At 68.8% G+C, this 17,738-nt stretch carries 15 protein-coding genes and 1 pseudogene; 6 read left to right on the forward strand and 10 right to left on the reverse strand.

What is annotated here, in order from left to right:
* Nucleotides 1-11 precede the first annotated feature (11 nt).
* Nucleotides 12-1,307 carry an O-acetylhomoserine aminocarboxypropyltransferase/cysteine synthase family protein gene (locus U4Z31_RS33625; RefSeq protein WP_321812639.1) on the forward strand — a complete coding sequence of 432 codons (1,296 nt, stop codon included), beginning with the start codon at nucleotides 12-14 and terminating at the stop codon, nucleotides 1,305-1,307.
* Nucleotides 1,308-1,795: 488 nt separating this feature from the next.
* Here the strand turns inward: U4Z31_RS33625 and U4Z31_RS33630 are convergent, their stop codons facing one another.
* Entirely contained in the window at nucleotides 1,796-2,224 is a 429-nt protein-coding gene (locus U4Z31_RS33630) for a VOC family protein (RefSeq protein ID WP_321812640.1), read from the reverse strand.
* A gap of 456 nt (nucleotides 2,225-2,680) precedes the next feature.
* Here U4Z31_RS33630 and U4Z31_RS33635 point away from each other — a divergent pair, with 456 nt between their 5' ends.
* On the forward strand, nucleotides 2,681-2,971 hold the full coding sequence (locus U4Z31_RS33635; RefSeq protein WP_321812641.1) for a DUF4148 domain-containing protein: 291 nt from the start codon (nucleotides 2,681-2,683) through the stop codon (nucleotides 2,969-2,971).
* 163 nt (nucleotides 2,972-3,134) lie between these two features.
* Here the strand turns inward: U4Z31_RS33635 and U4Z31_RS33640 are convergent, their stop codons facing one another.
* The 6 genes from U4Z31_RS33640 to U4Z31_RS33665 form a co-directional block, all read right to left on the reverse strand.
* A complete protein-coding gene (locus U4Z31_RS33640; protein ID WP_321812642.1) occupies nucleotides 3,135-4,343 on the reverse strand; it encodes a phosphotransferase enzyme family protein in 1,209 nt (402 codons plus the stop codon).
* A gap of 60 nt (nucleotides 4,344-4,403) precedes the next feature.
* Nucleotides 4,404-5,015 carry a nicotinamide riboside transporter PnuC gene (gene pnuC / locus U4Z31_RS33645; protein WP_044848104.1) on the reverse strand — a complete coding sequence of 204 codons (612 nt, stop codon included), beginning with the start codon at nucleotides 5,013-5,015 and terminating at the stop codon, nucleotides 4,404-4,406.
* A 59-nt stretch (nucleotides 5,016-5,074) separates the two neighbouring features.
* Nucleotides 5,075-7,306: a TonB-dependent siderophore receptor gene (locus tag U4Z31_RS33650; protein ID WP_321812643.1), complete on the reverse strand. Its 2,232-nt coding sequence runs from the start codon at nucleotides 7,304-7,306 to the stop codon at nucleotides 5,075-5,077.
* A 617-nt stretch (nucleotides 7,307-7,923) separates the two neighbouring features.
* Nucleotides 7,924-8,127: a DUF2970 domain-containing protein gene (locus tag U4Z31_RS33655; RefSeq protein ID WP_021164122.1), complete on the reverse strand. Its 204-nt coding sequence runs from the start codon at nucleotides 8,125-8,127 to the stop codon at nucleotides 7,924-7,926.
* 123 nt (nucleotides 8,128-8,250) lie between these two features.
* Nucleotides 8,251-10,422: a pyridoxamine 5'-phosphate oxidase family protein gene (locus U4Z31_RS33660; protein ID WP_321812644.1), complete on the reverse strand. Its 2,172-nt coding sequence runs from the start codon at nucleotides 10,420-10,422 to the stop codon at nucleotides 8,251-8,253.
* A gap of 32 nt (nucleotides 10,423-10,454) precedes the next feature.
* Entirely contained in the window at nucleotides 10,455-11,099 is a 645-nt protein-coding gene (locus tag U4Z31_RS33665; protein ID WP_321812645.1) for a glutathione S-transferase, read from the reverse strand.
* A 126-nt stretch (nucleotides 11,100-11,225) separates the two neighbouring features.
* On the opposite strand from U4Z31_RS33665, the gene U4Z31_RS33670 reads away from it, so the two are divergent.
* A complete protein-coding gene (locus U4Z31_RS33670) occupies nucleotides 11,226-12,179 on the forward strand; it encodes a LysR family transcriptional regulator (RefSeq protein ID WP_321812646.1) in 954 nt (317 codons plus the stop codon).
* 172 nt (nucleotides 12,180-12,351) lie between these two features.
* Here U4Z31_RS33670 and U4Z31_RS33675 read toward each other — a convergent pair whose 3' ends face one another.
* Nucleotides 12,352-13,008, reverse strand: coding sequence for a TetR/AcrR family transcriptional regulator (locus U4Z31_RS33675; protein ID WP_321812647.1), 657 nt, complete (start codon nucleotides 13,006-13,008; stop codon nucleotides 12,352-12,354).
* Nucleotides 13,009-13,096: 88 nt separating this feature from the next.
* Between U4Z31_RS33675 and U4Z31_RS33680 the strand changes: the two genes are divergently transcribed.
* The 3 genes from U4Z31_RS33680 to U4Z31_RS33690 are packed head-to-tail and all read left to right on the forward strand — an operon-like array spanning nucleotide 13,097 to nucleotide 16,555.
* Entirely contained in the window at nucleotides 13,097-13,999 is a 903-nt protein-coding gene (locus U4Z31_RS33680) for an SDR family NAD(P)-dependent oxidoreductase (RefSeq protein ID WP_321812648.1), read from the forward strand.
* The gene (locus tag U4Z31_RS33685) at nucleotides 13,996-15,561 is read left to right on the forward strand and encodes an NAD(P)/FAD-dependent oxidoreductase (protein ID WP_321812649.1); all 1,566 of its coding nucleotides are present in this window, start codon (nucleotides 13,996-13,998) and stop codon (nucleotides 15,559-15,561) included. The genes U4Z31_RS33680 and U4Z31_RS33685 overlap by 4 nt, the downstream gene beginning before the upstream one ends.
* Before the next feature lie 7 nt (nucleotides 15,562-15,568).
* Nucleotides 15,569-16,555, forward strand: coding sequence for an alpha/beta fold hydrolase (locus U4Z31_RS33690; RefSeq protein WP_321812650.1), 987 nt, complete (start codon nucleotides 15,569-15,571; stop codon nucleotides 16,553-16,555).
* Nucleotides 16,556-16,595: 40 nt separating this feature from the next.
* On the opposite strand, the gene U4Z31_RS33695 is transcribed toward U4Z31_RS33690, so the two are convergent.
* Nucleotides 16,596-16,994: a carboxymuconolactone decarboxylase family protein gene (locus U4Z31_RS33695; RefSeq protein ID WP_321812651.1), complete on the reverse strand. Its 399-nt coding sequence runs from the start codon at nucleotides 16,992-16,994 to the stop codon at nucleotides 16,596-16,598.
* A gap of 377 nt (nucleotides 16,995-17,371) precedes the next feature.
* Nucleotides 17,372-17,738, reverse strand: a pseudogene (locus U4Z31_RS33700) (highly repetitive protein); the annotation flags it as partial.

A 17,738-nucleotide genomic window follows, 5' to 3' on the forward strand; every position in this document is an offset into this window, starting at 1 on the left:
ATGGAGCACTCATGACCGATCAGGCCTCTTCGAACTGGCGCCTCGAAACCATCGCCGTGCACGGCGGCTATCGACCCGACCCGACCACGCGCGCGGTCGCGGTGCCGATCTACCAGACCGTTGCGTACGCATTCGACGACACGCAGCACGGCGCAGACCTGTTCGACCTGAAGGTCCAGGGCAACATCTACACGCGGATCATGAACCCGACGACCGACGTGCTCGAACAGCGGATCGCCGCGCTCGAGGGCGGCATCGGCGCGCTGGCGCTGGCGTCGGGCCAGGCGGCCGTCACGTACGCGATCCAGACGATCGCGGAAGCCGGCGACAACATCGTGTCCGCCAGTTCGCTGTACGGCGGTACCTACAACCTGTTCGCGCATACGCTGCCGCAATACGGCATCACGACGCGCTTCGCCGATCCGCGCGACCCCGCGTCGTTCGAGCCGCTGATCGACGCGCGCACGAAGGCGATCTTCGCGGAATCGGTCGGCAATCCGCTCGGCAACGTGACCGACATCGCCGCGCTCGCGGAAATCGCGCATCGCCACGGTATCCCGCTGATCGTCGACAACACGGTGCCGTCGCCGTACCTGCTGCGTCCGTTCGAACACGGCGCGGACATCGTCGTGCACTCGCTGACGAAGTATCTCGGCGGCCACGGCACGAGCCTCGGCGGCGCGATCGTCGATTCGGGCAAGTTCCCGTGGGCGCAGCACGCGGACCGCTTCAAGCGGCTCAACGAGCCCGACGTCAGCTATCACGGTGTCGTCTACACCGAAGCGTTCGGGCCGGCCGCATATATCGGCCGCGCGCGCGTCGTGCCGCTGCGCAACATGGGCGCGGCGATCTCGCCGTTCAACGCGTTCCAGATCCTGCAAGGCATCGAGACGCTCGCGCTGCGCATCGAGCGCATCAGCGACAACGCGCTGAAGATCGCGCAGCATCTCGCGCGCCATGAACACGTCGAATGGGTGAACTACGCGGGGCTGCCCGATCACCCGGATCATGCGCTCGTCGCGCGCTACCTGTCGGGCCGCGCGCCCGGCATCCTGACGTTCGGCGTGAAGGGCGGACGCGACGGCGGCGCGAAGTTCCAGGATGCGCTGAAGCTGTTCACGCGGCTCGTCAACATCGGCGACACGAAGTCGCTCGCGACGCATCCAGCCTCGACGACGCACCGCCAGCTGTCGCCGGCCGAGCTCGCGAAGGCCGGCGTGAAGGAGGAAACGATGCGGCTGTCGATCGGCATCGAGCACATCGACGACCTGCTCGCCGACCTCGACCAGGCGCTCGCGCAGCTGTGAGCCGAAGCGGGCGTGCCGACACGCCCGCTTCACCGCGTTCAATCGCCGGTCGATGCCTGGGGCCACGTCCGGCATGCAACCATCGTGCGTCGCAGCACCCGCATCGGCGCCTACGGCTACGCAAGGGATCGTCAATCTCGCACTGCGCCATCGCTGCTGATCGGAATGTCGATCGCGCACCGATACGCGCGTGACGAAAATTTCATCTTCCGATCAGGTTCGCGATGGATCGCGTCGCATACCATCGAATGCGTGACGGGTGATGCCCGTTGCGAACCACGCAAGCGTATCGCTGTCGCACGGCACGATCACGCGTTGGCCCGGACACTGCGAGTGCCGGGCCTTTTTCTGCTCGTTTGCGGAATTCCGTGGACAGGGCTTGCCGATCCGGTTCGGCCAACCGCACGTTCGCGAAGCAGCCATCTATCCGGTGCGGGATCGTTCAAAGCGATACGAACCGCGACGACCCCCGTGCATCCATCGGATTGCTATGAGCGTCGCTTGGGGTTCCACGTCTTGTGTACGAACTCGAGACGGTTGCCGTCGAGGTCGGCGACGTTGGCGGCGTAGTAGCCGGGGGCGAAGTAGGTACGATCCGCCGGTCTTCCCTCATCGATGCCGCCAGCCTTGATTGCGGCTGCGTAGGCAGCATCGACGAGTTCGTTCGTATCGCAGACGATCCCCAGGTAAAGCCCGGTCTCGCCTGGCTGACGTTTGCGTAGCCAGATGCTTGATCCAACTCCCTCTCCCTTGCCGTACACATCGTCGCCGATGCCGTAGAGATCGGGGACGCTCGCCGGGCCATTCGCGGAGTCGTAGTTGCCGAATACGCTCCAGCCGAGTGGCTTCAAGGCTTCGGAGTAGAAGATCAGCGACTTCTCGATGTCGGTGACTGAGATGTAAACGTGATCGATCATTTGCCCGCCTTCGACGTGGATGGGTGCTGTTCGTGCATAACTATAGTCGACAGCCGCGCATGTGGCGCGGGGATATGACTGCATCAAGGCGTGACGTTGCGCTTCGGGAACAGGCACGGATGCGTGTTCACGCAGAAGTTCGGATTGCCGCATCGATGCCCCGCATGGTCGATCTGTTCGCCGGGCATCAGGCCGGTGGGCACCGCATCGCGCGCGGCCTTCGGCGCGGACCATCCGACGGTTCCGGCTTCGGGCGTCGGCAGGCGACATGCTCCGCTTCCCGCTCATCGCATGCATGACCCGTGACGATTACATCACGTCGGCCAGACCCGCACGTCACGCCCCTCGGCCCCGCAATCTGACGCATTTGTCATCTGCCGATCACGGTCACGCTCGGCGGCTTTCGCATACTGGGCTCATGGATCGCCACCCGGCGGCCTCATCAAGGAGAGCTTCATGAAAACGGCAAGACTCGCAGCCCTGTTCGTCACCGCCACGCTGTCGCTCGGCGTCGCCTCGCAAGCCGCCTTCGCGCAAACGCACACTCAAACGCAAGGCAAGACCCGCGCGGAAGTCATCGACGAACTCAAGCAGGCGCAGCACGACGGCGTCGTGCCGACGAGCAAGACGCAGTACCCGCCGACCGGCGAGATCATCGCGCGCAACAAGGAACTTCACAGGATGTCGGTGCATGCTGACGAGAAGTCGCCCCGGGCCGACAATCACGACAGGCTCGCGACCCGCTGATGCGAGTCAGGCGTGGGTGCTGCCCGGCGATCGCCGGCAGCGTGCCGCGCGCCGCCGGATCGCGGCGAACGTGCGGCCGCGCCGTGCGGTACGATCGCGGCACCGCAGAGCGTGAAGATCGGGCAGACGACACTGCCGGCTCGACAGTGTCCGCAACGCAGTTTTACAAGCTGCCCCGCTTCGCGCGCCGGCGTTGCACCAGCCAGTCGAGCAACTGCCGTCCGTCGCGTTCGCCGAACCATCGCGCATGCCCGATCAGATAACCGTCGTACGCAACATCGACGATATCCGGCGCATTGACGATGCAGCCGAAATACGCGACTTCCGACAGCGCGAATTCGGTATGCACGATCGGCAGCATCGCGACCAGCGCCGCATACGCGTCGTCGCTCAGCGGTTCGAGCGATTCGTAGCCGTCGAGCAGCGCGCCGATCTGTTCATGCTCGACGCGACGTGCATTGGCCGGCGCCAACCAGTCGATCGCATTGCGTTCGATCGCGAGCGCGAGATCCATGACGGCACACGTGCGATCCGACAGGCCGAAATCGAGCACGGTCCGCACCTGCGCGCCGGGCGCGGCGTCGGTCCACAGGAGATTCGACGCATGCCAGTCGCCGTGCGTCCACAGCGGCGCCAGCGCGGGCAGCAGCGGCACGAGGCGCGCGTGGTACGGGCCGATCGCGTCCGCGACATCGCCGCGCCAGTCGCGCGTGCCGAGCGCGCGCACCAGCAGCGGCTGCGCATCGACCCAGCGTTCGAGCGCATCGGGAAGATCGGCGGACGACAGCACCCGGAAACTCGACAGCAGCGTGCGCACGGGCCGCGCCGGCGCATCGTAGCCGGCCGACGCGCGATGCAGTTCGGCCAGCGCGCGGCCTGCCGCGTACGCATGCGAAGGATGCGTGAACGGCTGCCACGACATCACGCCGCGATACGCGTCCACACCTGGCGCCACCACGTGCACTTCATAGGTCCAGTCGCCGGATGCGAACGCGGTCGCGCCGTCGCGACCGGCGAGCACGTCGGCGACCGGCACACCGCGATCGCGCAGATGCGCGATGAAGCGATGCTCCTCCTCGAGCCCGGCGACGTCGCGCAGGCTCGCGTGATGACGCTTGACGAACAGCGCGCGCGCGTCGTTCGTGTGCACCAGCACCGCCGCCGAGAACGGCCGCGGGCTGTGCCACGTAAGCCGCGCCGGCGCGCCGACGCCATCGATCCGCGCAAGCACGCCCGCGACTTCGTCGTGCGTCATCAGCGGCCAGTCGCGTTCGGCCTGCTCGCCGTCGACGCCGAATTGCGGCGGCGCGACGTCCCGCATGTCGGCGACGTCACGCGATGCAGGCGCGTCCGGCTCGAGTGGAAATGACATGAACGACGTCGCTCCGTAGTTGAATCAGCCCGTGAATCGGCTCGTGAATCAGCCCTTGAATCAGCCCGCCGGGCTCGCCGTCGCGCGCAGCGCATTCGCCGTCCGGCTCCAGTCGCGCCAGCCGACGACGGCGAGCGCGATGAACAGCGCGTAGAGTCCGGCCGTCAGATACAGCGCCTTGAACACGAACATCCCGACGTACACGACGTTCACGACGATCCACAGCCCCCACGACGCGATGTAGCGCCGCGCGGTCCAGTATTGCGCGACGAGGCTGAACGCGGTCAGCGACGCATCGACGAACGGCAGCGCCGCATCGGTCCAGCGCGCCATCATCCCGCCGAGCAGCGCGCTGCCGACGACGGCCGCGATCAGGTCCGGCAGCATCTGCCGCGGCCGCACGCCGGTGACGGGCGCGACGTCGCCTTGCGGCGCCGCGCCGCCGCCCGCCTCGAGCGTACGCTGCGCGATCCAGCGGCGCCAGCCGTACACCTGCAGCACCGCGAACGCGCCCTGCAGCAGCATGTCGGAATACAGCTTCGCGTCGAAGAAGATCCAGCCGTACAGCGCGACCGACGCGAGCCCGACCGGCCAGCACAGCATGCGCCGCTTCGCGGTCAGCCAGATCGCGAGCGCGCTGACGATCACGCCGGCGATTTCGAGTGGGGACATCGTCTGTGCTCTCCTGGTTGGCTGCCGGGGCCGCGCATCACGCGGCCGGGTCCGGACGATCAGAAATCATAGGTCAACGACACGCGCGCGGTGCGCGGCGCGCCGGGGAACAGGTACGCGTCGCCCTGCTGCTCACCCGCGTCGCGCCAGTAGAACTTGTTGAACAGGTTGTCCACCGACACGCGCAGCACCGTGCGATGACCCGCGATCTTCGTCGTATAGCGCGCGCCGAGATTGAACACGAACCACGACGGCACGCGCGCAGTGCCCTCTTCGTTCGCGTTGCGCGCCGCGCTGTACTCGACGCCGCCGAGCATGTTCAGGCCGGCGACGCCCGGCATCGCGTAATCCGCATACAGCGATGCGCGCAGCGCCGGCACGTTGATGATCTGGTGCCCCTCGTACGCCGGCGAACCCGAGTCGTACGCGCGCGCGCGAATCGCCGCGACGCTGGCCGTCAGCCCGAGCCGCTCGGTCACGCGCCCGGCCGCGCCGAGCTCGATCCCCTGGTGGCGCTGCGTGCCGCGCTGCACGAACGTATAGCTCGTGCCCGACGCATCGGGGTCGGCGAACTGGAACGGCTTGCTGATCGAGAACACGGCGGCCGTGAGGCTCAGCCGGTCGAGCCAGTCGTATTTCGCGCCGAGCTCGAACTGGTGCGATTCGACCGGCGGCAGGAACGCATACGCGTTGGTCGCGCGCACCGGCGCCTGGTCGCCGAGCGACAGCGCCTTGCTGTACGACGCGTACAGCGACAGCACGTTCACCGGCTTGTAGACGAGCGCGACCTGCGGCAAGAACACCGAGCGGTCGGTGTGCGTCGCGTCGCCGTCGAAGCTGCTCCAGCTGCGCTGGCGCAGCAGCACTTCCTTGCCGCCCGCGAGCACCTGCCAGTGCTCGCCGATGCTGATGCGGTCGAGCCCGAACACGCCGTACTGCCACGCGTCGAGCTGCGGATACGACGGCCCGGCCGTGTTCGGCGACGGTGCGAACGCGACGTCGGGCCCATAGATGTTCTCGCTGCCCACGTAGTCGTACACGGCATTCGCCATGTGCACGACGCGGCGCTGCACGCTCACGCCGAGCGTCAGCTCGTGCCGCAGCGGGCCTGTCGCGAACTTGCCGGTCGTGACCGCGCGCAGGTCGTCGTTGCGGCGGTATTCGCCCGGGCTGCGGAAGTCGTACACGTCGTAGTCGCCGTTCGCGCCGAAGAAGAACGGCGACGTCGTGCCGGCCGCGCAGCTCGCCGCGTAATAGCAGCCGTACGCGAACGCGCTGTTGTCGTCGATCATCGTGCGGCTGCGGCCGGCCGCGACGTAGGCCTTCCAGTCGTCGTTGAACTGGTAGTCGAAGCGCGCGTTCAGGTTCAGCGCATCGGTCGTCACCGGCTTCGCCCACGGCTGCGTGCCGAGCGCCTTCGACGTCGTCTTGACCGACGGCACGACGGTGCCGCCGAGCAGCTGGTAGCCGGGCGCGGAACGCTGGATCCACTGCTGGAATTCCGCGTTGAACTGTAGGCTCGCGCGCGGGCTGATGTCCCAGTCGGCGGCGATCGAGCCGAACGTGCGCCGTCCGTTGGTGCCGTCGATGTACGAGTGCATGTTCTCCTTCGCGGCGTTGATCCGGAAACCGAACTGATTGTCGGGGCCGAAGCGGCGGCCGAGATCGACGGCCGCCGACGTCGAGCCGCGGCTGTCGACGCCGCCCGTCACGCTCGCGACGTTCGCGGAGCGCTTCGTCACGAAGTTGATCACGCCGCCCGGCGCGACCACGCCGCTGTCGATGCCCGCCAGCCCCTTCAGGATCTCGACGCGCTCCTTGTTCTCGAGCGGCACGTTCTGCTCGCCGGACACCGTCAGCCCGTCGATCCGGATCGCGCTCGCGAGATCGACCGGAAAGCCGCGGATCGCGAAGCCTTCGAAGTAGCCGACCGGCGCATAGTCGTTGACGACCGATGCGTCGTTGCGCACCACGTCGCTCAAGCGCTTTGCCTGCTGGTCGTCGATCAGCGCCCGCGTGACGACGTTGACCGAGGCCGGCGTGTCGCGCAGCGGCGCATCGTCGAGCCCCGCGACCGACGCCGTGCGCGCGCGCAGCGTGTTGCCGCGCTCGCCGCTCACCGTGATCGCCGGCAGCGTCGTGCTGCCGGTCGCACCGGCGTCCGGCGCCGGCGCGTCGCCCTGCGCCACGGCGGCCTGCGCCGCGAAAAGCGTGATGCCGAGACCGACGCCAAGCCCGGCCTTCGCGCGCCGCCGCCGTGCGGGCGACGCTGTTGTTCTATTCACCGTCATTGTTCTGGATGGAAAACTCGCCACTCGACCCTGTTGAAACCTTCGAAACGCTTTGCGCCGCTGCGAAGCGCGACCTCATGCAAGAATCCGCGACGGTCCGGCGGACGCCGGGCACGAACGTCGACACGACATTCATCAGACGAATCTGACGATCGCGCAGCATGCGTGCCGATCGATCGGGAAAGCGCAGGATGGGACATCGGATGACGGTGACGCGCCGGGCACCGACGCAGCCGTCGATCCTGGATCGCGAGCATGTCGGGCGGCCGGCTGCGTCGCGCGGTCTTGTCATGCGGGGGACGCTTCGAACGCCCCGGTTGCGGGCGCCGGGCAGTTGCGTACGCCGTTTGTCGGAACGGCGGCATGCCCGTCGCGCGCGACATCGCGGCGTGGCGCGCATTTTACCCCGGGCGGGGCTGAAGGCCGGTGAATCGGGTCGAAGGGGAGACGGGAACGGCGGGATGGGGGAAATACGCTTCGAATGGTGCGACAGCGGCGGCGATGCGATCGCGATGCACATCGCGCGCGGCGACCTCGACAACCGCTGCAGTCACGCGCCGGTCGAATGAGCGAAAACCGGAGCGGGAATGACGGCCCGCTGCCGGTTCACCCAACGTTCAGAACCCCTGCATCGTCGCGGTCGGATCGACAACCAGATGCACGACGCCGTAGATGACCGCGCCGACCAGCAGCGCGAGCACAATCGCCACGAACGGCAGCAACGTATAGTTGACGTTCGCGAGATCGGCCGCGTGCGCCTTGCTGTTGCGTACGCCGAAGAAACTCCACAGGACCAGCTTGATCATGCCGAGCAGTTTCATGGTTGTGCTCCTTTCATCGAATCGATTGACGCTATCGTCGATCCGGCCGGCATTCGAAAAAAGAAGCAGTTGCGCGTGCTTTTCGCGCAGCAGGCCGTCTGCGGCGGCATGTCGCAGGGTCCGTCAGCGGTCGAGCACGAGCGCCTCCGTGGTGCCCGTCGCGGGCCGCGCGACGCACAGCAGCGCACAGCCCGGTTCGACCGGCGCGTCGGGCGCTTGCACGTAATCGACCGCACCGGACAGCACGCGCGTCGAGCATGTGCCGCACGACCCCGACCGGCATTCGGACGGCACCGCGACGCTCCGGCCTTCGGCGAATTCGAGCAGCGTGCCGTCGGCGGGCGTCCATGCGGCGTCGCGTGCCGAGCGGCGGAACACGACCGGCACGCTTGCCGCCGGCGGCGCCCCGGCCGCGCGGGTCGCGCTACGCACGACGCTCGACGGCCCGAACGCCTCGAAGCGGATACGCTCGTCCGGCACGTTCAGCGCGCGCAATCCGTCGTACATATCGCGCATGAACGCGGCGGGTCCGCACAGGTAGAAATCGTAGTCGTCGAACGGCAGGATGCGCTTCAGTTGCGCGATGTCGACACGGCCCGGTCGCGCCGCGCCGTCGCGCTGCGGCCGGCTGTCGAACCAGTGCAGCGATACGCGCGGGTCCGCGTCCGCGATGCGCGTCAGTTCCGCTGAAAACGGCCGGTCGGCCGTATCGCGCGCGCCGTGCACGAACACCACGCGGCGCGACGGTGCGTCGGCGGCCAGCGCGCGGCGCAGCATCGCGATCATCGGCGTGATGCCGATGCCGGCCGACACCAGCACCGCCGGACGCGGGCTCGCGACGTCGAACGTGAAGCGGCCGCGCGGCATCTGCGCATCGAGCGTCATGCCGGCACGCGCGTGGTCGTGCAGCCAGGCCGATACGCGTCCTTCGCGCTTCACGGTGATCCGGTAATGCGATGCGCCGGGTGCATCGGACAGCGTGTAGCTGCGGATCGTCGGCGCATCTTCGTCCGGCAGCGCGACGCGCAGTGTCAGATGCTGCCCGGCTTCGTAGGCCGGCAACGCGTCGCCGTCCGCCGCTTCGAAATGAAACGAGCGGATCGCGCGCGCTTCGTCGACGATCTTCGCGATGCGCAGCGGGCGCCAGCTGGAGGGGGATGCCGATGTGGGCACCGACGTCGACGTCGATGCAGACGCCGAAGGCAATGCAAACCCCAAAGTCGATGCTGACTCAGATGCGGGCGCGGCTGCCTGTGCCTGTGCAAATTCCGATGCCGATACCGCCGGCGAGATAGACACCCCCGCCCCACCCACGCTCGCCGCCCCCACCTTCCCCGCAAACTGCGGCGCCCGCTCAACCGCCGACCACCGAAACGGCAGCACACCCCGCGTGCGCCGCACTTCGCGCACGTGAAACCGCACGACCCGCTGCGCGCCGTCGAACGACGCGACGAGCGGCCCGTCCCACACGATCTCCGCGTGCGCAGCGACATACAGCAGGTCACCGCTGTCGAAATCGACGAACAGCAGCCCCGCGCGCGGATCGTGCTGCAAGTTGCCGAGCGTATTGAAGAAGCGGTTGCCGCTGAAATCCGGCGTCGTCAGCGTGTGCGCGTCGTCGACGCGCACGAAGCCGGGCATGCCGCCGCGATGCGACACATCCGCACCGCGCGCGGCACCCGCACCGGCCGACGTGTTCGCACTCGCGACGAAGAACGTATCGGCCTGCGCGAGCAGCGCGCGATCCGCGTCGCTCAGCCGGTCCGACACGTCGGCCGCGATGGACGCATCGCCTTCGCGCGGCACGAACGTCGGCGTGCGGCCCTGAATGTACTTCGCACAGTTGCCGAAGCTCTGCTCGACCGCGATCGTCAGCGCGCCGCCGTCGACCGCGCGCACGACGCCGTTCACGCGATTGCGCCGGCGCGTGTCGAACTCGATCCCGAGCCCGCCGAGCGGCACGCCGGGCTGCCATGCACCGGCCAGCGGATCGCCGGGCAGCGCGTCGCCGTCGATGCGCAGCGTACGCGCGTCCGGCGTCGTCACGAAGCCGGGCATCCCGACCCGCAGCGTCGGCCACGACTGGCCGTTCGGATCGACGCCGCCGAGCACGAAGAACGGCAACTGCGCGAAGAACGTGCGGTGCTGGTCCGGCATGAAGCGCCGGATGCCGCGCCGGCCGGCCGCGTCCGCGGCCTGCGTCACGCCCGCGCGCTGCTGCATGGCCAGCTCGCCCGCATGAAACGGCGCAACATCCAGTTCCCAGCCCGGTACGGCGGCAGTCGGCGCGGTCATCGTGTTCTCCCGGTGAAATCGCGGCTTCGCCGTCAGGCGGCGAGCAGGCCGGCGCGGGTCGGCGGCATCGCGACGAAGCCCGGCAGCGCCTCGACGCGCGCGAGCCACGCGCGCACATGCGGATACGGTTCGAGCGACACGCCGCCTTCCGGCGCGTGCGCGATGTACGTGTAGGCAGCGATGTCGGCGATCGTCGGTTGCGCGCCCGCGGCGAACGGCTTGCCGGCGAGCTCCTGGTCGATCACGGCGAGCACCTTCGCGGCCGTGCGCTTGGCCGCGTCATGATCGAGCGGCGCGCCGAACACGGTGACGAGCCGCGCGGCCGCCGGCCCCGTTGCGATGGGCCCGGCCGCGTACGACAGCCAGCGCTGCACGGTCGCCGCGCCGGCGGCATCGTCGGGCAGCCAGTGCGCGTCGCCGTAGCGCTTCGCGAGATACACGAGGATCGCGTTCGAATCGGCGAGCACGGTGCCGTCGTCGTCGATCACCGGCACCTGGCCGAGCGGATTGAGCGTGAGGAACGCAGGTTCGCGCTGCGCGCCGGCCGCGAGGTCGACGTCGACGGTCTCGAACGGCAGCCCGAGCAGCGACAGGAACAGCCGGACGCGATGCGCGTGCCCGGACAGCGGGAACGAATAGACACGAACCGGGCGGGTGGGCTTGCTGGCGGCTGGCATGGAAAGGCTCCTGGATCTCGCGCCGCCGGAAATCGGCGACGAACGGCCCCAGCGTAGCGCTCGCCGTTCGCGGCCAGAAGACGGATAATCGCTGAAACATTATCCGCTTCCATAGGACAATCGACGATGGCCGATCTGCGCGACGTGAACCTGAACCGGCTGGCGATCTTCGTCGCGGTGGTCGACGCCGGTTCGCTGACGGCCGCGGCCGAGCGGCTCGGCCTCGCGAAGACGGTCGTCAGCACGCACATGCAGCGCCTCGAATCCGAAGTCGGCGCGAACCTGCTGGTGCGCACCACGCGACGGCTGAGCGTGACCGATGCGGGGCGCGCGTTCTACGACGCGTGCCGCGACATCGTGCGCGCGACCGAAAGCGCGCTCGACGCGGTGTCGTCCGACGCCGGTCCGCTGCGCGGCACGCTGCGCGTGAGCGTGCCGATCGACTACGGCGCACTGGTCGTCGCGCCGGCAATCGTCGCGCTGCGCGACGCGCATCCGCGGCTCGACGTCGAGCTGATCGCGAACGACCGCATCGCCGATCTCGTCGCGGACAATCTCGACGTCGCGATCCGCATCGGCCGCCTCGCGGATTCGAACTATCGCGCGGTGCAACTCGGCGAGTACGAAAAATGGCTGGTCGCGAGCCCCGCGTTCGTCGCGCGGCACGGGCTGCCGCGCGACCCGGACGCGCTCGCCGCGCTGCCGTTCGTGATGCTGTCGACGCTGTCGCGCCCGCATACGCTCGAACTCGACCACGCGCGCGGCGGCCATGCGTCGGTGCGTTGCGTTGCGCCGGTCGTGTCGAACACCGCGACGGCCTGTCGCGCGATCGCGCTCGCGGGCGGAGGCTTCGGGCTCCTGACGGATTTCTCGATCGCGGAGGATGTCGCGGCCGGCCGGCTCGTGCGGCTGCTGCCCGCGTGGTGCTCGGCGCGGGCCGGGATCCATGCGGTGTATCCGTCGACGCGGTTGCCGTCGCCGAAGGTGCGCGCGTTCATCGACGCGATGAAAGCAAGGATCGCGGCAACGGCCGCCGTGCCGCGTGCGCGCGCGACACGGGTGCGACGCGCCGACGATTGAAAAGGCAACCGTCTGTCACATGAACTTCACGTAGCGTCGCCTTTTGGCGGCCGCTTCGCGTTTCGAGTCTCTTCGGGTTCGTACACAACGCGAGTTCGTATTCCTGCGCGAAGGCCTTGCAGCTACGCACGGCGTTCGCGCGACGGCACGCGACATACACACGCCCGACCGCCTACCCCGCTTCCCGCAACGTCCCCAGCAGCACCTTCCTGCAACTCGCGACCATCTGCGCCTCCGGGTCGCGATACCCGGTGAGCAGCCACGCCGCGCCGACGTTCGTCATCGCGCCGACCAGCGCGAGCCCGACGAGCCGCTGCTCGGTGCGCTCGGCGGGTGTCGTGGCCTCGCGGGCCGCGCCGATCGCCATGATCAGCTTGCCGAAGTCGAGCAGCATCCGCTGGTACGTCATGTCGGTATCGGCGCTCACGCCCATCACCTCGAGCAGCAGCACGCGCGCCGCGCATGGATCGCGCAGGAAGCCGAAGAACGCGGCGAGCCCCGCGTCGACGCTTTCGCGCAGATCGCCGCCGCGCTCGGCCACCGCGCGTGCGACCGCGTCGTGCAGCTGCTGCGCGTGATGCAGGTAGGTGCAGCGCAGCAGATCCTCGGTGCTGTCGAACGCCGCATAGAAATAACGGTCGTTGAGCTTCGCTTCCTGGCAGATCGACCGCACGGTCGCCTTGCGGAAGCCGACCGTGCCGAACACGCGCGTCGCCGCGCGGATCAACGCATCGCGCCGCTCGGCGGCCCGCACCTCGGGCGCCACGCCGCCGTACGCCCGGCCCCGTTTTTCCGTTTCGAGTGCTTTCTCCATTTCGCTATTTGACATCAGGACACCCGAAAACTAAAGTGGTGACGAATAACACCACAATAGGCACGCCGCCGATGCAGCGCAAGCGGAACGGGAGGAACGACGCATGAAGGGGTTTTCCGGCAAGGTCGCCGCGATCACGGGTGCCGGTTCGGGCATGGGCCGCAGCCTCGCGGTCGAACTCGCGCGGCGCGGCTGCGAGGTGGCGCTCGCCGACGTCAACGATGTCGGGCTCGCCGCCACCGCGGCCGCGTGCGCGAAGCACGGCGTGCGCACGAGCACGCGGCGGCTCGACGTCGCCGACCGCGACGCGGTGTTCGCGTGGGCCGATTTCGTGCGCGCCGAACACGGCAAGGTCAACCTGGTCTTCAACAACGCGGGCGTGTCGCTGGCCGCGAGCGCCGAGACTGCGCGCATCGCCGATCTCGAATGGATCGTCGGCATCAACTTCTGGGGCGTCGTGCATGGCACGCAGGCGTTCCTGCCGCACCTGCGCGCGTCGGGCGACGGGCACGTGATCAACACGTCGAGCCTGTTCGGGCTCGTCGCGATGCCGACGCAGAGCGCGTACAACGCGACCAAGTTCGCGGTGCGCGGCTTCACCGAGGCGCTGCGGATGGAACTCGAACTCGACGGCGCGCCGGTCAGCGCGACCTGCGTGCATCCGGGCGGCGTCGCGACCAGCATCGTCGACGCGAGCCGCGTCGACACCAGCATCCACGCGCTCACGGGCCAGGACGAAGCGACCCACCGCCGCCAGGCGAACCGCCTGATCAACGCGACGACGGCCGACGACGCCGCGCGGCAGATTCTCGCCGGCGTCGAGCGCAATGCGCGCCGCGTGCTGATCGGCGCCGACGCGCGCCGCCTCGACAAGCTCGCGCGCCTGCTCGGCGCCGGCTACCAGCGGCTGGTGCTGCGCCACGTGCGCCGCGCCCGCGCACGCAATCTCGACCGCGCGTCGGCGCCCGCCGCGCTCTCGCCCCACCCGACCAAGGATCCCGCATGACCTCGACGACGACGACCGACCGGCGCGACGCGCCGTCCGCCTCGGGCGACGCCCGTGACCTCGACGTGCTGATCGTCGGCGCCGGCCTGTCCGGCATCGGCGCCGCCTATCACCTGAAAAAGCGCTGCCCGCATGCGAGCGTCGCGATCGTCGAGGCGCGCGACGCGATCGGCGGCACCTGGGACCTGTTCCGCTATCCCGGCGTCCGTTCGGATTCCGACATGTTCACGCTCGGCTACAGCTTCCGCCCGTGGCACAGCGACAAGGCGATTTCGGACGGCCAGACGATCCTCGACTACATCCGCGACACCGCGCGCGCGTACGGCATCGACAAGACGATCCGCTACGGCCAGAAAGTGGTCGCGGCCGACTGGGATTCGAACCGCGCGCGCTGGACGGTGCGCATCGAGCGCACGCGGGACGGCGCGCTCGACACGCTGGTCTACACGTGCCGCTTCCTCTACATGTGCAGCGGCTATTACGACTACGACGGCGGCTACCTGCCCGACTGGGCCGGCATGGAATCGTTCGAAGGCCGGATCGTGCATCCGCAGCAATGGCCGAAGGACCTGTCGTACGCGAACCGGCGCGTCGTCGTGATCGGCAGCGGCGCGACGGCCGTCACGCTGGTGCCGTCGATGGCGGCCGATGCGAAGCACGTGACGATGCTGCAGCGCTCGCCGACCTACATCGTGTCGCTGCCCGCCCGCGACAGGATCGCGAACGCGTTGCGCCGCGTGCTGCCGTCGCGGCTCGCGCACCGGATCGTGCGCATGAAGAACGTACTGCTGACGATGTACCTGTACAACGTGTCGCGCCGCAAGCCCGAGCGGACGAAGCGGTTCATCATCCGCGCGGCCGGCAGGCAGCTCGGCCCCGATTTCGACGTCGCGAAGCACCTGACGCCGCGCTACATGCCGTGGGACCAGCGCGTGTGCCTCGTGCCGAACGGCGACCTGTTCAAGTCGATCCGCGCGGGCCGCGCATCGATCGTCACCGACGAGATCGAGCGCTTCACGCCGACCGGCCTGAAGCTGAAAAGCGGCCAGCAGCTCGACGCGGACGTGATCGTCACCGCGACCGGGCTGAAGGTGAAGCTGCTCGGCGGCGCGCGCGTCACGGTCGACGGCCGCGCGGTCGATTTGCCGCAGACCGTGTCCTATAAAGGAATGATGCACAGCGACGTGCCGAACCTAGCGTCGTCGTTCGGTTACACGAACGCGTCGTGGACGCTGAAAGCCGAGCTGATCGCGCGCTACGTGTGCCGGCTGCTCAACCACATGCGCGCGAACGGCTACGACACCTGCGTGCCGCGGCTCGGCGCCGGTGACCTCGGCGACGTGCCGGCAGTGAACCTGAGCTCGGGCTACATCCAGCGCGCGGCCGGCATCCTGCCGAAGCAGGGGCACCGCAAGCCGTGGAAGTTCCACCAGAACTACGTGCTCGATCTCGCGTCGCTGAAGTTCAGCGGGCTCGCCGATTCGGCCATGCAGTTCGAACGCCGCGCGAAAGCCGGCCCGGCCGCCGCGCCGGTCGCCGAACCCGTACTCGAAACCCGTTGAGGCCGACATGAGCCATACGCTTCACCTGATCCAGAACGTGCTGCTCGGCGTCGTCGCGATGTTCGCCGCGCTCGCGCTGTTTTCCGGCTACGTCGCGCGCCGCGTGACGCGCACGTTTCCGCCCGAAGGCCGCTTCGTCGACATCGGCGGCGACCACATCCACTACGTCGAGTACGGCAGCGGGCCGCCGCTCGTGTTCGTGCACGGGCTCGCCGGGCAGATGCGCAACTTCGCGTACCTGCCGCTCACGCGGCTCGCGCAGCACCATCGCGTGATCCTCGTCGACCGGCCCGGCGCCGGCCGCTCGCTGCGCGGCGCCGGCTCGCAGGCGAATGTGTTCGCGCAGGCCCGCACGATCGCCGCGTTCATCGACGCGCTGAAGCTCGACCGGCCCGTGCTCGTCGGCCATTCGCTCGGCGGCGCGATCGCGCTCGCGGTCGGGCTCGACCATCCGGAGCGCGTGAGCCGGCTTGCGCTGATCGCGCCGCTGTCGCACGAGCAGACCGAGCCGCCGGCACCGTTCAAGCCGCTGATGCTGCCGTCGCCGCTGGTGCGCCGCTTCGTGTCGTGGACGTTCGCGATCCCGCTGACGATCCTGACCGGCCGCAAGGCAGTCGATCAGGTGTTCGCGCCGGAAGCCGTGCCGCGCGACTTCCCGGTGAAGGGCGGCGGGCTGCTCGGGCTGCGGCCGCACGTGTTCTACGCGACGGCGACCGACCTGCTGTCGGCCCCCGTCGACCTGCCCGCGATGGTGCGCCGCTACGCGGACCTCGCGCTGCCGGTCGACGTGCTGTATGGCCGCGCCGATCCGATCCTGAACTGGCGCACGCACGGCGAAGCGCTCGCGCAGAAGTCGGCGCGCGTGCGGTTGAAGGTCGTCGAAGGCGGCCACATGCTGCCGGTCACGATTCCCGACGCAACGGCGGACTGGCTGCTCGAAGTCGCCGCCGCGCCGGTCGAGGCGCCGGTGCAGGGCGCGCACGTCGAGCATTGAGCGTCGGCGGGCCTGCCGGCCGCGCCGCGGCGCGCGCCGGTCAGGCTTCGTCGTCGGGCAGCGGCAGCCCGAGCTCCGCGATGACCTCGCGCGCGCTGCGGAACGCCTCGACCGCCGCCGGCGCGCCCGCGTACAGCGCGCTGTGCAGCAGCACCTCGCGGATCTCGACGAGGCTCGCGCCGTTGTTGAGCGCGCCACGCACGTGGCCCTTCAGTTCCGTGCCGCGGCCGAGCGCCGCCAGCATCGCGCACGTACAGAGGCTGCGCGTCTTCAGGTCGATGCCGCCGCGCTGCCACGTGCTGCCCCACGCGTGCTCGTTCAGCCAGTTCTGCAGCGGCCGCGAAAAACCGTCGAGGTCGCGCATCGCGCGCTCGACGAATGCCTCGCCCATGACTTCGGTGCGGCGCGCCTTGCCCTGTTCCCTGTCCTGTTCGCTCATGTCGTGTCCTGTCTGAAGTCTTGGCCGCTTCGGCGTCGCCCGCGGCCGGGTGGGTTCGCGTCATGTTCGCGGCGCGCGGGCGTTTCGTCAAAGACCGTGCCCTCGGGGCGCGGCCGGCTGCGTCACACGCGGAACACCGGGCCGAACGCTACGTAACATCCAGCCCGGCGTTACGGCACCTTACGGGAACATCACGGCGCGCACAGCGGCGCAACCGGCGCGCCCGTCACGCGAAAGCCCCATTCCTCCGTTTAAATCGCGCCGATATTCCCGATTCCCGCAACAAAGCGCCGGCGCATTGCGCGGAAGATGTCATGGCGCGGAATTTGCAGTAATGGCCCGGACACAACTTCCAATGTCGAGGCCACCATGCACCATTACTTAAAGAAGACGACGGTATCGCTGGCCGTCCTGTCGCTGCTCTCGCTGTATGGCTGCGGCTCGGTCGACGGGCCGGTCACGCCGTCGATCAAGCCGAGCACGTCGGGGACTTCGGGGACTTCGGGGACTTCCGGAACTTCCGGCGGCGGCTCGTCGGGTACGTCCGGCGGCGGTAGTTCCGGGACGTCGGGTTCGTCGGGGACTTCGGGTACGTCGGGCACCTCCGGTACGTCGGGTACTTCGGGTACTTCGGGTACTTCGGGTACTTCGGGTACTTCGGGTACTTCCGGTACTTCGGGTACTTCCGGCACGTCGGGTACTTCCGGCACGTCGGGCACTTCCGGTACGTCGGGCACCTCCGGC

Origin of the sequence: Burkholderia sp. BCC1985 (assembly GCF_905339915.1) — a bacterium.
GTDB lineage: Bacteria > Pseudomonadota > Gammaproteobacteria > Burkholderiales > Burkholderiaceae > Burkholderia.

Excerpts from the sequence above, each read along its gene's own strand:
- pnuC (WP_044848104.1), bottom strand. The coding sequence starts at position 5,015 with ATGTCCCCACTCGAAATCGCCGGCGTGATCGTCAGCGCGCTCGCGATC.
- U4Z31_RS33660 (WP_321812644.1), bottom strand. The coding sequence starts at position 10,422 with ATGACCGCGCCGACTGCCGCCGTACCGGGCTGGGAACTGGATGTTGCG.
- U4Z31_RS33685 (WP_321812649.1), top strand. The coding sequence starts at position 13,996 with ATGACCTCGACGACGACGACCGACCGGCGCGACGCGCCGTCCGCCTCG.
- U4Z31_RS33625 (WP_321812639.1), top strand. The coding sequence starts at position 12 with ATGACCGATCAGGCCTCTTCGAACTGGCGCCTCGAAACCATCGCCGTG.
- U4Z31_RS33650 (WP_321812643.1), bottom strand. The coding sequence starts at position 7,306 with ATGACGGTGAATAGAACAACAGCGTCGCCCGCACGGCGGCGGCGCGCG.
- U4Z31_RS33635 (WP_321812641.1), top strand. The coding sequence starts at position 2,681 with ATGAAAACGGCAAGACTCGCAGCCCTGTTCGTCACCGCCACGCTGTCG.
- U4Z31_RS33670 (WP_321812646.1), top strand. The coding sequence starts at position 11,226 with ATGGCCGATCTGCGCGACGTGAACCTGAACCGGCTGGCGATCTTCGTC.
- U4Z31_RS33665 (WP_321812645.1), bottom strand. The coding sequence starts at position 11,099 with ATGCCAGCCGCCAGCAAGCCCACCCGCCCGGTTCGTGTCTATTCGTTC.
- U4Z31_RS33690 (WP_321812650.1), top strand. The coding sequence starts at position 15,569 with ATGAGCCATACGCTTCACCTGATCCAGAACGTGCTGCTCGGCGTCGTC.
- U4Z31_RS33695 (WP_321812651.1), bottom strand. The coding sequence starts at position 16,994 with ATGAGCGAACAGGACAGGGAACAGGGCAAGGCGCGCCGCACCGAAGTC.
- U4Z31_RS33655 (WP_021164122.1), bottom strand. The coding sequence starts at position 8,127 with ATGAAACTGCTCGGCATGATCAAGCTGGTCCTGTGGAGTTTCTTCGGC.
- U4Z31_RS33680 (WP_321812648.1), top strand. The coding sequence starts at position 13,097 with ATGAAGGGGTTTTCCGGCAAGGTCGCCGCGATCACGGGTGCCGGTTCG.
- U4Z31_RS33640 (WP_321812642.1), bottom strand. The coding sequence starts at position 4,343 with ATGTCATTTCCACTCGAGCCGGACGCGCCTGCATCGCGTGACGTCGCC.
- U4Z31_RS33675 (WP_321812647.1), bottom strand. The coding sequence starts at position 13,008 with ATGTCAAATAGCGAAATGGAGAAAGCACTCGAAACGGAAAAACGGGGC.
- U4Z31_RS33630 (WP_321812640.1), bottom strand. The coding sequence starts at position 2,224 with ATGATCGATCACGTTTACATCTCAGTCACCGACATCGAGAAGTCGCTG.